The following is a 13,163-nucleotide window of genomic DNA, read 5'->3' as shown; positions in this document are numbered from 1 at the left end:
TCACCGCTCCGCGAACCGCTTCCGCTTCTCGGCGAAGGCGGCGACGGCCTCGCGGCGCTCGGGCAGCGCGAAGGTCAGCATCTCCAGCGCGGCCGAGGTGTCGAGCACCAGGTGCGCATACTGCTTGATGATCTTGTTGACGCTGTACTTCGTCCAGATGATCGACTCCCGAGGGCCGCTTGCAAGCATCTCGGCGTATTCGATCGCCGCGTCCTTGACGTCCCTGCCCGAAATGACCTCGTTGATCATGCCCATGGCGGCGGCCTTCTCGGCGGAGATGAACTCTCCCGTCATCAGGTAGTGCTTGGCACGCACCGGCCCCATCAACAGCGGCCAGATCACCGCGCCGCCGTCACCCGCAACCACGCCTGCCGTGACATGCGTATCGGCAAATCGCGCGGTCGGACTCGCGAAGATGACATCGCAAAACAGCGCAAGTGTCGCCCCGAGCCCGACGGCAGCGCCGTTGACGGCTGCCACGATCGGTACCTCGACCTCGAGCATGTTGCGGAGCAGATGGCGGCCGCTCCTGGTCGGCGACGGCAGCGGGCCTTTGTCGAGCGACTTCTGGTCGCCGCCCGAGCAAAAGCCGCGCCCTGCGCCGGTCAAGACGATTGCGCGAACGTCCTTGTCGTGATCCAGGTCGACGAAAACCCGCTCCAGCTCCTCGTGCATCTCCCAATTGATCGCGTTCAGGATTTCCGGCCGGTTCATCGTCACAACGGCAACGCCGCTGGAGTGCTTCTCGACGAGCAGGTACTTGTAGCTGTGCTGTGACATCGCTGGCTCCGTTCCGTTTCCCTGTGAATTCACTTTTGAGGCCGCATGGCCCGGATTTGTGCGAGAATGTCTTCCGTGGGCCGCACGACGTTGTTCTTGTCGTTGAAGTGCGGAATGATGTAGCGGCCGCACATTTCGATCGCTTCCATGATCTTCTCGTGGCTGACCGAGTCGAGATGCAGCAGCACTTCGTCGATGCCCAGCTCCTGGAACTTCTCGATCTGGCGAATAACGGTGTCGGGACTCCCGCAAACCGTTGTCGCCGAATGGTTGAGCAGATAGTCCCAGTCTCTTCCCGCGCGCTCCATGGCCGGAACGCTCTCGCTCATATACGCATAGTCATCCGCGAGCTTCGCCAGACGGGGATACGCGTCGGTGGAGATCCTCGCGTAGTGCATCAGCGGCTCGGCGTAGTCGTCCTTCGCCTTCTGGTCCGTCGGACCAATGCCGAAGAACAGCGGAAGGCCGACGCGCGGACGCTCGAGCGGACCCTGTTCGTCGCGCTTCCAGGCGCGTCGATAGGTATCGAGAAGCCTTTGCTGGACGTCCCACCCCTGGTAAATCGAGGCGCTCATCACGGCGAGGCCCTCGGATCCCGCCCAGGCGTGACTGCGCTCGCTCGTCGCGGCGATGCCGATGACCGGATGCGGCTTCTGCAGGGGCTTTGGCACGAGCATCCGCGGCGGAATCTGGTAGTACTTCCCCTCGAAGGTGAAGATATCCTCGCGCATCGATTTCTTCAGAAGCGCGATCCCCTCTTCCATCTGGGCAAGCGTTTCGCTGGGATCGACGTTGAAGGCACGCATTGCGATGGTCGTGTTGGCGCGGCCGGCGTAGAACTCCATGCGGCCATGCGACAGAATATCGGTAACGGCCAGCCGTTCCGCCGAGCGCAAGGCGTGATTGATCTTCTGCGGCATCAAGGTGACCGCAGACCTCAGCTTCACGCGCGATGTCACCGCGGCGAGATAGCCGTAGACCACTTCCGGAGCGGAGCTCGAGATGCCGCCGAGCGCGACGTGCTGCTCGGACAGCGCGACGCAGTCGAACCCCATCTTTTCCGCGAGGCGCACCTCGTCGACCAGTTCGTGCAGTCGCCGCGCATAGCTCTGCCCGACCTGGGTTTCCTGCTCCGACCAGAACCCGAACGAAAGTGCCATCTTCTAAAGTCCTCTGGGAAATTCGAGATGGCAGAGAATTTCATAGGCACGGCAACATTTTCGTCCGAATGCTGGTGGCGGCCGCGCAGCTTTCCAAATTTTGTGCTGCGGGCAGGCGGATCACATCCTGTCCGCAATCAACACCACCGCTGGCAGTTTCCCGCGCCAGGCGGCGCGTAAGGGGCCAGCGTCGCCTCATCTGGCAAACGAGGTCGCCAGAAGATCCGCGATCGCCTCGAGGCATTGCGCACCGATCTCGACGGTCGATCCATGCGGATCGCCAATGATCCCGTTGTGCGTGATCGACTTGATCCCATTCTTCCACATGGACTGAAGCTGCTGTTCAGACAGCGCGCCCAGGTACCCCACCTCGAACCGGTCCAGCCGCACGCTATCGGGTCGGAGCCACATCATGAGCGACGTCTCCGCGATATCGGCGTGCCCGCCGACTGCGTTGGGATCACCCCCGGCATCTCTGACGGCGCTTCGCCACCTGTCGACCCAGGCAATTGCGTCGCAGAACGCATCGATCTCAACGTCGGACGCAACCGCACGCCTCAATCGAGGAAGCATGTCGCGCAGGACGGGAAAGTTTCCGATGTGGCCGGAGAACAGCAGGATCCGCTTGAAGCCGTGCTGGGCAAGACTTGTGCAGTAATCCAGGCAGATCGATTCGAAGGTTTCCGGTCGAAGCGAGATCGTACCGGGGAAGACAAGATGGTGGGCCGAACAACCGATCTTGATCGTCGGGGCGATCAGGGCATCGCCAAGATGCCCTGCCACTTTTGCCGCGAGGGCGTCAGCATGGTCGGCATCCATGCAAAGCGGAAGATGCGGCCCATGCTGCTCGACAGCGCCGCACGGAATCAGGACGGTCGTACGTCCCTGCGCCAGGGCAGCCGATACGGCCTCGAAGCTCATCAGCTCCAGGCGGATTTCTTCAAGGGATGGCAGTACGGCCATTCAAGCCTTCTTTGAATTCTTCGACAGGAAGCGGGCGCGCGCGTCTGCCGAGCTATCCCCGGTCAAATAGGCGCCGAGATCCTCGATCGTCATCGCCTCAAGCGAAGCGTCATCCATTTGTCCCGTCAAGTTCAACGAGCGCTTTACCGCGGCGAATAGTTTCGGTTCCTTCCCGCGAAGATGCCTGCATACCTCCACGGCACGGTCCATCACATCAGCGGTGGTTGTGACCTCGCTGATCGCTCCGATTTCGAGCGCCTTCCGGGCGTCGACCAAGTCGCCCCGGTAAAGCAATGCCTGTGCTTCCCGAAGCCCCAGTTTCCGCACGGCTTGCCGCATTCCCTTGGCCGCTGGCAGGAGACCGTGGTTTATCTCGGGAAACCCGATCATGCAGGCGTGATCTGCGACGACGTAATCGGCGTGAAGCAGGAATTCCAGGGCGCCTCCGACCGCGTAGCCACGGACGGCACACACGAGCGGGCCCGGATAGCTCTCCATCTCGCACAGGAGCGCGTGGAAGTCCCGCATGCGAGGTCTGGATATCTCGAGGCCGGCGACTTCCTTGATATCGCCACCCGCACTGAAGAAGCGATCACCTCCGCCGGTCAAGACGATACCTGGCGGTGACGCTTCAGCGGACAGCGCACGAATCGTGTCCAGCAAACGCTTGACCAGTTCATTGTTCAAGGCATTCGCCGGCGGCCGGTTCATGGTCATCGTAACCATGTCGAGATCGCGCTCGACGCGAAGGGTGTCGTCGTTCTGCATGGGGTCAACCTATGCGACGCCCCCCGGAATCGGTTGCCATACAACGCATCCGTATTGGCGAGCGTCGACACAAATCGCCGCCGCAGCGCTGGATCGCAGCATTTCCTGCTTCATACGCTCCGTGTTCCACGCCGGTCGGATCAATGCCGCAGCCGCGAAACGCCACTACATTCCAAGATAAGCGCTCTGAATCTCAGAATTGCTCAGCAGTTCGTCGCTCGGTCCGTGCAGCACGATCGAGCCGTTCTCGAGGACGTAGCCGCGATTGCTCAACGCGAGAGATTTTGCGACGTTCTGCTCGACCAGCAACACCGTGATCCCTTGCTCGTGCAGCGATTTCACCACGCCAAACATCACGTCCGTCAAGGCCGGCGACAGCCCGATGGACGGCTCGTCGAACATGACGATTTCAGGCTTCGACATGATCGCGCGCCCGATGGCCAGCATCTGCTGTTCGCCACCGGATAGCGTCCCGGCCAATTGCCGCCTGCGCTCTCGAAGCCGCTCAAACAATTGATAGACGCATTCAAGCGCCTCAAGTCGGCCGGCTTTCGCACGCTTCAGGGAACCACCCAGGAGCAGATTTTCCTCGACGGAAAGGCTCCCGAAAATCTGCCGGCCTTCGGCGACCTGCGCAATGCCGCGTTCGCAGACCTCCCATGGCGGCATCCCGGTGATATCGACGCCATTCATTTTCACGACGCCGCTCGAAGATGGCACGATGCCCGATATCGATCTGATCAGCGAGGTCTTTCCCGCACCGTTCGCACCGACGACGCAGATCAGCTCGCCCTTGCGGATCCGCAAGGAAACACCGTTCAGCGCGTTCGATCCGTCATACGCGACGGAAAGGCCGTCGATCGATAAGAGCGCCTCGTCAGGCATGGAAGCCCGCCCCCAGATAGCTCTCGAGGACCATCGGATCTGCGACCACCTCTTCAGGGCGTCCTTCGGCGATCTTGGCGCCGTGATGAAGGACGACGACACGCGACGCGACCTCCATCACGATCCGCATGACGTGCTCGACGAGCAGGATCGTCAGTCCGCCCTCGGCAAGTTTCCGCAGCACGCGGACAACACCCGCGGCTTCGGTGGGGCGGAGGCCCGCCATGACCTCGTCCAGCAGCAGCAGCCTAGGTCGCGTGGATAGCGCCTTGGCGGTTTCCAGCATTTTGCGATCCGGCAGCGTCAGTTGGTCCGTCCTCGCATTGGCCTTGCCGGCAAGTCCGACGCTTTCAAGGGAATCGTACGCCTTCGATCTGGCTTCGTCGACGCTCCTGGTCCAGCTGAAGGCTCCGACCATGGCGTTCTCGAGCACCGACATGTCGCGCATCGGCCGCACGATCTGGAATGTCCGCGCGATACCCATCCTGCAAACAAGTTCAGGCGGTGCGTTCTCGATCGGGTGTCCCGCGAAGACCACCTGCCCGCTGGTCGGCCGCATGGCGCCCGCAACGAGATTGAAGCATGTCGTCTTTCCTGCCCCGTTCGGCCCGATCAGTGCGGTGATCCGTCCGGCTTCCAGTGCGAAGCTGACATTGTTCACCGCGACCAATCCGCCGAACGATTTGGAGAGATTCTTCACCTCGAGCAAGGCAGTCATTCTTCAGCCTTCCTCGGTTGCGGCAGCCACAGCCGGGATGGCAGCTGGACTGTCTTGCAGAGCCGCACGATCGCCGGCCAGATGCCGTCGGGCAGGAACCAGACGACCAGCACCAACACGACACCGTACGCGATACTGTTCAGTCCCGGGATCCGAAGACTGTCGCCGAGAGCGCTCATCAGATGGTTCAGGGGAATAGCTGCGAGCGACCCGACCAGCGGACCAAACGTCGTGCCCAACCCGCCGACCACGGGCCCTATCAGGACGTCGACGGAGAGCCCCATGCCCATGATCGAATCCGGGAATATCGATCCCTGCACCAGCGCCAGAATTCCACCACCCACGGCTGCGGTCGCCGCCGAGATCGCAATCACAAGGATCTTGTGCCGGAATGCGCGGACACCGAGAGCGCGCGCGGCCTGTTCATCGTCCCTCATCGCTCGCCAGACATATCCGAAGTACGATCGCGAGATCATTTCGGTTCCAACGATCCCCAATGCCGCCAGAGCAAGAGCTATGAAGTAGTAGAAGCGCGCGTCACCCCGGAGCATCGAGATGTCGATTGCGCCCGTCGGCGCGGGAAAGAACAGCCCCTGCATGGCGCCAACAAACTCCCAGCCACCGAACATGATCCGGGCGAATTCGGCAGCGGCAATCGTCAGCAGGGCGAAATAGATTCCACGCACTTCAAACCGGAAGCTCAACCACGCCAGCACCGCGCCGGCAGACCCGGCAATGACCATTCCGAGCAAAAGGCCTATCCACGGAGAGACGCCGTACTTGACATCGAGGACGGTCACCGAATAGGCGCCCAGACCGACAAAGAGGGCATGGCCGATCGACAGTTGCCCGCCGATCCCCAGCATCAAATTCCAGGATTGCCCAAGGAACGTGAACAGCAACACGATCGTCAGCAACGAGATGAGGTACGGGCTTGCCAGCGCGCCGACCAAGGCAAGGACAACAAGGACCGATCCCCCGGCGAGCCGCCGCTTCATTTCCGTCCCGCCATCAAATCTCTTTTGCACCAAAAAACCCTCTCGGACGGAAAATCAGGACGAGGATCAGGAGCGCATAGGGAAGCGCCGTCTTCATCGACGGAGCGAACATCAGCGCGGCAATCGCTTCGGCGACGCCAATCATCAGGCCCCCCAGCAGCGCTCCACTGAAACTACCGAGACCACCGACGATGACTGTCACGAAGGCCAGCAGGGTAAAGTCGACCGCGAGATATGGCTGGGCGTCGAACAAGGGAGATATCAGTGCGCCGGCAACGCCCGCGCAGGCCGCTCCGATACCAAACGTCACTGCATAGATCCGAGGAATGTTCAGGCCGACGACAAGGCCGCCCAAGCGGTTGTCCGCGGCCGCCCGCAAGGACCGACCGAACGATGAAAACTTCAGATACACGCCTAACAGCGTGATGAGCAGGCCTGCGGTTGCCGCCGCCTGAAGTCGCGCCAGATCCAGCGTCACGAAGCCGAGCGATACGGTCTGAAACGAGAGCTGGGATGCGGTCGGGCGCGGATCCGGGCCGAACGCCACCAGCAGGGTGCCGCTGAAGAGCAGCGACAGACCGATGAAGGCGATGAATTGATAGTGATGGGCCCGGCCGACGAACCGCTTGACGATCAGGGTCTCCAGAAAATATCCAAAGATGAACATCACGACCGCTGCGATCGCTGCCGCGACGATGATCGGCACGTCCCAAAGGCGGACGGCCCAATAGCCGATGTAGACGCCGAACACGACCATCTCACCGTGTGCGAAGTTGACGACGCGCATGACGCCAAAAATGATCGTCAGGCCGAGCGCCACGAGCCCGTAGACGAGTCCGAGCAGAATGCCGCTCGCGAGAACATTGAGCCAGAGTGACAGCATCGGTGGTCACTGGCGCTTGGGCACGGTGAATTCACCCTTCACATAGACAAGGGGTTCGCGATCGGCGTTTGTCGCCTGCGCCACCACCTCGCCGACGAAGATCGTATGACTGCCGGCATCGTGCGAACCGGACACTCGGCAATCAAAGCTGCAGATCGCCTCGACGAGACTCGGCGCTCCCGTCGCGAGCTCGCGCCACAAGCCTTCGCTGAACCGTATGTCGCCCTTGCTGCCGTCCTGGCCTGCGAATTTCTGCGCCAACGCTGCGTGATCCGCCGTGAGGATGTTCCAGCAGAATGATCCGCTCTGCTTGATCGTATCGTGGGCGCCGGCCGACTTGTTGACGCAGACGAGCACGCTCGATGGCTCGGTCGACACCGAGCAGCCGGCCGTCAATGTCAAACCGTGCCTGCCCGGCCGCGCGCCTGTCGTGACGATAGACACGGCGCCCGGGACGTTGCGCATGGCGCTACGGAAGTCCGTGCTGCTGAACACCGGGATTTCTTGACTGGGCATGGGCGACACTCGGAAGTTCATCATGATGGATTGCTCCGATACATAGAGACCAAGCTGTCCAGAGAGCTGATTCGCCTGCCTATCTGGGTGCGGCTTGAAAGAGCTGGATCGTATTGTTTTCCGGGTCCCTGAAATCAGCGACCCGGCCGTGCGCGCCCATGTCACGGACCTCGCCAAGCGCTTGCGCGCCCTGCGCCTGCGCGCGCTTCAGAGCCCCCTCCAGATCATCCACCTCGAACACGAGGACGGCATTCCGAGACGGCACGGAGACGGATTCGGCCGGGCTTGCGATGCAAAGGGCGGCATTCTCGCCTGCGAATTGAATCCACTTTCCGCCGTCAGCGAAGCGGATCGGCAATCCGAGCGCCTCGTAAAACCCGGCCAGCGCTTCGGGCTTCGCGGCGGTGAGGTAGGCCTGCTTGAGCTTCATGTGTCACTCCCGATTCCGAGCGCCCCGTCGATCTGCGATTTCTCCGCAGACTTCGGCTGTCCTGCGATCGTGGCGCAGCGGCCCCGGCATGAATGCTCAAACAGTTCACCTCCCGCATGATCAATCGGCATCTTATGCTGCCGCATCCAGCCTTTGGCGTCATTCCTCAGCGGCCGCGGGTCGGCGATCGCATGCTCCGGGTACCCGAAGCCAACCACGACGTCCCTGCCATCTCTGCGGCGCCGGATATGCGGCCAGTCCGAACGGGATTGACCGTTTTTCGATATAAGTCGTCATTTCGTCGAAATTCTACAACCGCGGCTGCGGTTAGCATTCGTGTCATCGAGATGTCACCACGCGAGATAACGCGCGGCACCGGGCCTCGATACAACGACCATTTGCCCATGGGAGAATGACATGACAACGACGGCTCTCGACAGGATCGACATCAAGATTTTGAACGAGCTCCAGCAGAACGCCAGTCTGACCAATGTCGAGCTTGCTTCCCGCGTCAACCTTTCGCCGTCGCCGTGCCTTGTCCGAGTTCGTACGCTCGAGAAGCTTGGCGTGATCGATCGACGGATCGCCGTACTCGATCCGGCAGTCCTCGGCATCGGCGTCACCGCCTTCATCCAGGTTAAGCTTGAGAAGCAGGTTCAGCTATCGCTTGAGAACTTCACGCGCTCAATCGATCGCCTGAGCCAGGTGATGGAGTGTTACCTGATGACGGGAGACAGCGATTACCTTCTCCGCGTGATGGTGTCCGACATCGCGGCTCTCGAAGACCTCATCGTAAACAAGCTCTCGCGCATATCCGGTGTTACCAGCATCCGTTCAAATCTGGCATTGAAGCGGATTTCTCACAAGACGGTGCTTCCGATCGACTCGGACCAGCCCGTTCAGATCAAGTCGTCTCATTCAAGCTCCCGACGCATCGATCGATCGGCCGAGCCGCAATACGACGCTAGGCCTCAGCCGAAATTTGACGGCAGCATGAGCATCGAGACTTCGCGCGCGCTTGATCACAATACGGCCGGTCTCTAGCGGCCGACGTGCCCTCGAAGGATGGCCGCGACGCCATGCTGACCACCCGCCGGATCCCGACACCTCGTCAACAATGCCGGGGTCTGCCGCCTGGCCATTTTCGTGGGTCGTAGGAAATCGCGCGAGATCGCAATCTGGCGTGCAGAATCGAGCGGTGGCGGAGGGAGGGAACCTAGAATGAAACTTGCTCAGAGCGCCGCCGCAATAGCCGCCAGGCTCACCGCCGCCCCCGTAACGTATTGAAATTGCTTCTTAAACGCCGTCGCCACCGGCGGAATCAACCAGCACGGCACTCTTCGCATTCCGTCAGCATGAATTTGGCCACGGGATCGCCGGGAAAGGCCATAAGGACAGAGTGATAAGCCCGCTGCGCTGCCGCAACATCACCAGCCTCGAAACATTGCGAAGCTAGCCGCGTCATTGCACAGAGCTGCTCGTCCCGGTCGCGAGCCCTCAGCTCCGCATCGGAGCTGGTGCGCAAGGCAAGCAATTCAAAGATCATGAACTCGGTCTTGCGGCCCTTGACCTGAACCCGCTTCAAGGGTCGCGCCAATATCTCGGCCCCTACTTGGTCATAGATGCTGTCGCTGATGCAGATGGTTGTGCCAAACTGCTTGTTAATGCCTTCAAGTCGCGCCGCGACATTTACGCCATCCCCCAAAGCGGTGTAGCTCAGCCGGGCCGAGGAGCCGACATTGCCGACCAATACGTTGGCACAGTTGAGCCCGATCCGGATGCGGATTCGCGGCCGTCCTTCCGCTTCCCAGCTATCGTTCACCCGCTCCATGCGCCGTGCCGCTCGCAACGCGCCCGCGCAGGCGCGCAGAACATGGTCGGGGCACTGAATCGGAGCATTCCAGAACGCCATGACACCGTCGCCAATGAACTTGTCGACGGTTCCGCCTTCTACCATGATCGCGCCGGAAACTTGCTCGAGATAGGTCGAGATCTGCACCAGCAAATCGTCCGGGGCCAGGGTTTCCGAGTGTGTGGAGAAATTCTCCAGGTCGGAAAAGAACACGGTGAGGAACCGCGGCTCGACGCCCAGGGTCAGCGGAATGCCCGACTTGATGAGCTGGCGGACCACATCGAGCGGAACGAAGGAGGAAAACGATTTCAGCGAGTTGCGAAGCAGCGCAGCTGCCGATTCAAGCCTTGCGATTTCCCTGATGTTGGATGGCCGCGATGCCGGCGCGTCGAATTGCAGACTTTCGATGGCTTGCAATTGCTGCGATACGTTTTCTACTGGCCGCGACAGCCGGCTGGCCGCGATATAGATGAAGAACAGCTCGATCGTGGTGAGGATGATGATGACCACCATGATCAACCGATTGGTCGCCTTCAACGTCCCCACGAAATCGTCGATTGGCGTCAAGGTGATCACCTGCCAGGGCTGGCCAAAGCCATCCGGGAAATTGGCGAAGGCCGCAATCAGATCCCGTCCGTTTGCAGGGGACCGAAAAACGAAACTGTCGGTATCGGCACCGGCGTGTCGGCGAGAAGCCTCACGGACATCCGGATCGTCGATATCGGTCAGGGTCGCGATCTTGAGTTTGCCGTTCTCGACGCGCACGCTCTTCTGCATATACGGGAAGGCGATGATCTCGCCGCTATTGCGGTCGGCGATCAGGGTGACGCTGTGCGCGCTGGCGCGGTGCTTGTCGAGAAACCGCGACAACACGTCCATGGTGATATTAGCTGTTGCGCAGCCGAGAAAATCGACGCCATGGAAGATTGGAACGCGCAAGTAGAGAATGGGGAATCCGGTGTCGGGATTGATTGCGGGCTCGGTCACCGCAAGGGTCCGTGTCGTCTTGGCCGTCTGATAGCCGGGTAAGGTCCTGATGTCCAAGTCGGTTGCAACATCGTACCCGCCGATTAAATGCGGCCAGACGTCAAAAAATTTGCGATGCCGAACCCGCGAGAGCGCAAAGGTGATCGCATCGATATAGCTGGCGTGCCAATTTGCAGCCGCCGGAATACGGGGGTCGTTACGTCTGCGATCGTCGTCCATGCGGGTGACGACCCTATGATAACCATCCTCGAAACTGACATAGACGGCGTCGATATGCGCTGCTGAGGTCAGCGCGCGGTACAACAGATCATTGCTTTGCTCGATGCGGAAATAGCCGGGATCAGCGGCGGCCACGTCGGCGAGAAAGCGCAACGGGGTTTCGGTGCTGTCAATCAAGTTCTCGGCGCGCTCGACGCCGGAGCGGCTGGTCTGCGCGACCGCATCGTTCAGGATCGATACCATGCCGGCGGAATTCTTGTTGTAATTGTAGATCAGGATGAAAATGAGAATGGGAATGCTGAGGCAGATGAACAGCAACGACATGACAAAACTCAGCCTCGGCCGCCCTATCGTGGCGACCGGCGGAAATGCTCCGAACCGGGCTAGTGCCCTCCGCAGGGAGCGGCTTCGGTACAACGCCAGCGCCATAATCGCCAATCCGACAACCACAAACAAAACTGCGATCAGCCAGTGCCCTTCGATGTCGTCTTCGCCAGTCCACATCAGTCCCGCGGGCAGCGTATCGTCAGCCAGCAGCCCGAGCTTGTGATAGGTCGTGGCGATGAGTCGCCAATGGGCAGCATCCTGCTCACCGATCCGGCCGGGGCCCGCCCTGACCAGGGTATCCATGTGGGCAGCTTCGAACAGCAGGGCCTCGCGGCTCTTTTTTGCCGAATAGGTCTTAAGGATGAGATCGACCGTCGCCTCCTTGTGCGCCAGCGCATAGGCCCAGCCTTTCAGACTCGCAGTCCTGAATGCCGCCATACGTTCTGGGTGGGCCTTCACCTCGGCTTCGGAGGTGCACAGATTGTCGCCGTAGAAATCGATCCCATACGCCGCGGGCGAGAATGTGCGATACGCGGCGCCGAGCTGTTCAAGGACGAATGGCTCGTTGGTGTTGTAGGCGACCATCGCGTCGGCCTTGCCGGCCAGGAGATCGCGTGGATCGCCCCGGTGGTCAATGCGCGGCATCGCCGCATAATCCACACCTTCGTGCTTCAACATGGCAGCGATTTCATCGCTGCCCGGCGTGTCCATCAGCGTGCGGCCCCGCAAGTCCGAGACGCTTCTGATGTCGGCCCGGCGCGGCACCAGAATGATGGCTGGGGACTGCTGGAAGATGACGGCCAGCACGACCAGGTGGCGGCCCATCACCCATTCGCGCAGGACGCTGGAGGTGCAGACGCCGAAATCCGCTTGGCCGCCGGCAACCGCTTCGGCGGCGTCGATATCGGGACCGCCCTCGCGGATCGTTACATCGAGACCAATGTCGCGGTAAAAACCCTGCTCCAGTGCGGCGTAGTAGCCGGCAAACTGGAACTGGTGTTTCCATTTAAGTTGCAAGGACACTGGATCGAGCGCAACGGCAGGATGCGATGCGAGCAGGATCAGGCAAACGGCCAATGCCAGCTGTCTCAACATGGTCGGCTGCTGCGCAAGCGCGGCGAGCAGCCACGCTGCCCCTGCTCCGCCCAAGCGTTTGATGAACTCGCGCTGTCGCATCGGACCCCACTGAGGACATGCCTTGCGCAATCCTTGAACTGTAACAGTTTAGAGCCGTCGACGGTATTGAATTGCGAATGCAGCCCCACGCGGATCAGATCATTTCGAGTTTGGGTCTTTTGGACAAGCAGAAACGGCTTGCGATCGCGCGTCAGTACCGTTGGGCCTGGCCGTGATCAGCTATCAGCGGCTCATCGCGTCGCTTGAACCGCAGGTCGGTTATCCCTGGACAGCGTTACAAGTGAAACGCGTGCAATCCTGGTAAACGCCCCGACATTCGTTGGTTGGTATTTGTTTCTTGGCCACGCAATCGCGATATCGTGCACGACAGGTGTTTGCGCATTGCCGCTTGTCGGTCTGAGCCGCCGCGAACAAGCGTGAGGCGAAATCGGTGTCGCGTGCATCAAGTGTTCCCATACTAGCGACCGGCGAAAGCAATGACAGAAGCACTGCGCAGAGAGCGCAAACGGCGTTGTTCGATCTCATAACTAGTTTCCTCCC

12 protein-coding genes and 1 pseudogene are annotated in these 13,163 nt (G+C 60.7%); 2 read left to right on the top strand and 11 right to left on the bottom strand.

The annotated features are described in order from the left end of the window. The 10 genes from ACVIGB_RS33830 to ACVIGB_RS33785 form a co-directional block, all read right to left on the bottom strand. Positions 1–780, bottom strand: coding sequence for an enoyl-CoA hydratase/isomerase family protein (locus ACVIGB_RS33830; protein WP_456719406.1), 780 nt, complete (start codon positions 778–780; stop codon positions 1–3). Positions 781–809: 29 nt separating this feature from the next. Continuing rightward, the gene (locus ACVIGB_RS33825) at positions 810–1,940 is read right to left on the bottom strand and encodes an LLM class flavin-dependent oxidoreductase (protein ID WP_456719407.1); all 1,131 of its coding nucleotides are present in this window, start codon (positions 1,938–1,940) and stop codon (positions 810–812) included. Positions 1,941–2,135: 195 nt separating this feature from the next. Next, entirely contained in the window at positions 2,136–2,903 is a 768-nt protein-coding gene (locus ACVIGB_RS33820; protein WP_456719408.1) for a creatininase family protein, read from the bottom strand. Then, positions 2,904–3,671, bottom strand: a complete 768-nt coding sequence (locus ACVIGB_RS33815; RefSeq protein ID WP_456719409.1) for an enoyl-CoA hydratase/isomerase family protein — start codon at positions 3,669–3,671, stop codon at positions 2,904–2,906. Between the two features lie 165 nt (positions 3,672–3,836). Beyond that, positions 3,837–4,556, bottom strand: a complete 720-nt coding sequence (locus ACVIGB_RS33810) for an ABC transporter ATP-binding protein (protein WP_456719410.1) — start codon at positions 4,554–4,556, stop codon at positions 3,837–3,839. After that, a complete protein-coding gene (locus ACVIGB_RS33805) occupies positions 4,549–5,274 on the bottom strand; it encodes an ABC transporter ATP-binding protein (RefSeq protein WP_456719411.1) in 726 nt (241 codons plus the stop codon). Before ACVIGB_RS33805 ends, ACVIGB_RS33810 begins: the two co-directional genes overlap by 8 nt. After that, the gene (locus tag ACVIGB_RS33800) at positions 5,271–6,272 is read right to left on the bottom strand and encodes a branched-chain amino acid ABC transporter permease (RefSeq protein WP_456719412.1); all 1,002 of its coding nucleotides are present in this window, start codon (positions 6,270–6,272) and stop codon (positions 5,271–5,273) included. The genes ACVIGB_RS33805 and ACVIGB_RS33800 overlap by 4 nt, the downstream gene beginning before the upstream one ends. A gap of 13 nt (positions 6,273–6,285) precedes the next feature. After that, on the bottom strand, positions 6,286–7,155 hold the full coding sequence (locus tag ACVIGB_RS33795; RefSeq protein ID WP_456719413.1) for a branched-chain amino acid ABC transporter permease: 870 nt from the start codon (positions 7,153–7,155) through the stop codon (positions 6,286–6,288). A 6-nt stretch (positions 7,156–7,161) separates the two neighbouring features. Further along, positions 7,162–7,671, bottom strand: a complete 510-nt coding sequence (locus ACVIGB_RS33790; protein WP_456719414.1) for a flavin reductase family protein — start codon at positions 7,669–7,671, stop codon at positions 7,162–7,164. Between the two features lie 79 nt (positions 7,672–7,750). Then, positions 7,751–8,101 (bottom strand): VOC family protein, encoded by a 351-nt coding sequence (locus ACVIGB_RS33785; RefSeq protein WP_456719415.1) that lies wholly within the window; start codon positions 8,099–8,101, stop codon positions 7,751–7,753. Positions 8,102–8,518: 417 nt separating this feature from the next. Between ACVIGB_RS33785 and ACVIGB_RS33780 the strand changes: the two are divergent. Both ACVIGB_RS33780 and ACVIGB_RS33775 read left to right on the top strand, forming a co-directional pair. After that, positions 8,519–8,614: pseudogene (locus tag ACVIGB_RS33780) on the top strand (AsnC family transcriptional regulator); the annotation flags it as partial. Positions 8,615–8,668: 54 nt separating this feature from the next. Continuing rightward, the gene (locus tag ACVIGB_RS33775; RefSeq protein WP_456725017.1) at positions 8,669–9,145 is read left to right on the top strand and encodes an Lrp/AsnC family transcriptional regulator; all 477 of its coding nucleotides are present in this window, start codon (positions 8,669–8,671) and stop codon (positions 9,143–9,145) included. A 277-nt stretch (positions 9,146–9,422) separates the two neighbouring features. On the opposite strand, the gene ACVIGB_RS33770 is transcribed toward ACVIGB_RS33775, so the two are convergent. Beyond that, on the bottom strand, positions 9,423–12,662 hold the full coding sequence (locus tag ACVIGB_RS33770) for an ABC transporter substrate-binding protein (RefSeq protein WP_456719416.1): 3,240 nt from the start codon (positions 12,660–12,662) through the stop codon (positions 9,423–9,425). Positions 12,663–13,163 lie beyond the last annotated feature (501 nt).

The sequence above is a fragment of the Bradyrhizobium sp. USDA 4341 genome, from assembly GCF_054063755.1.
The sequence above is the reverse complement of the archived record's forward strand: the minus strand, read 5'-3'. Positions and strand labels throughout refer to the sequence as shown.

Coding starts and splice junctions, on each gene's coding strand:
- ACVIGB_RS33830 (WP_456719406.1), bottom strand. CDS start 780: ATGTCACAGCACAGCTACAAGTACCTGCTCGTCGAGAAGCACTCCAGC.
- ACVIGB_RS33825 (WP_456719407.1), bottom strand. CDS start 1,940: ATGGCACTTTCGTTCGGGTTCTGGTCGGAGCAGGAAACCCAGGTCGGG.
- ACVIGB_RS33820 (WP_456719408.1), bottom strand. CDS start 2,903: ATGGCCGTACTGCCATCCCTTGAAGAAATCCGCCTGGAGCTGATGAGC.
- ACVIGB_RS33815 (WP_456719409.1), bottom strand. CDS start 3,671: ATGCAGAACGACGACACCCTTCGCGTCGAGCGCGATCTCGACATGGTT.
- ACVIGB_RS33810 (WP_456719410.1), bottom strand. CDS start 4,556: ATGCCTGACGAGGCGCTCTTATCGATCGACGGCCTTTCCGTCGCGTAT.
- ACVIGB_RS33805 (WP_456719411.1), bottom strand. CDS start 5,274: ATGACTGCCTTGCTCGAGGTGAAGAATCTCTCCAAATCGTTCGGCGGA.
- ACVIGB_RS33800 (WP_456719412.1), bottom strand. CDS start 6,272: ATGAAGCGGCGGCTCGCCGGGGGATCGGTCCTTGTTGTCCTTGCCTTG.
- ACVIGB_RS33795 (WP_456719413.1), bottom strand. CDS start 7,155: ATGCTGTCACTCTGGCTCAATGTTCTCGCGAGCGGCATTCTGCTCGGA.
- ACVIGB_RS33790 (WP_456719414.1), bottom strand. CDS start 7,671: ATGCCCAGTCAAGAAATCCCGGTGTTCAGCAGCACGGACTTCCGTAGC.
- ACVIGB_RS33785 (WP_456719415.1), bottom strand. CDS start 8,101: ATGAAGCTCAAGCAGGCCTACCTCACCGCCGCGAAGCCCGAAGCGCTG.
- ACVIGB_RS33770 (WP_456719416.1), bottom strand. CDS start 12,662: ATGCGACAGCGCGAGTTCATCAAACGCTTGGGCGGAGCAGGGGCAGCG.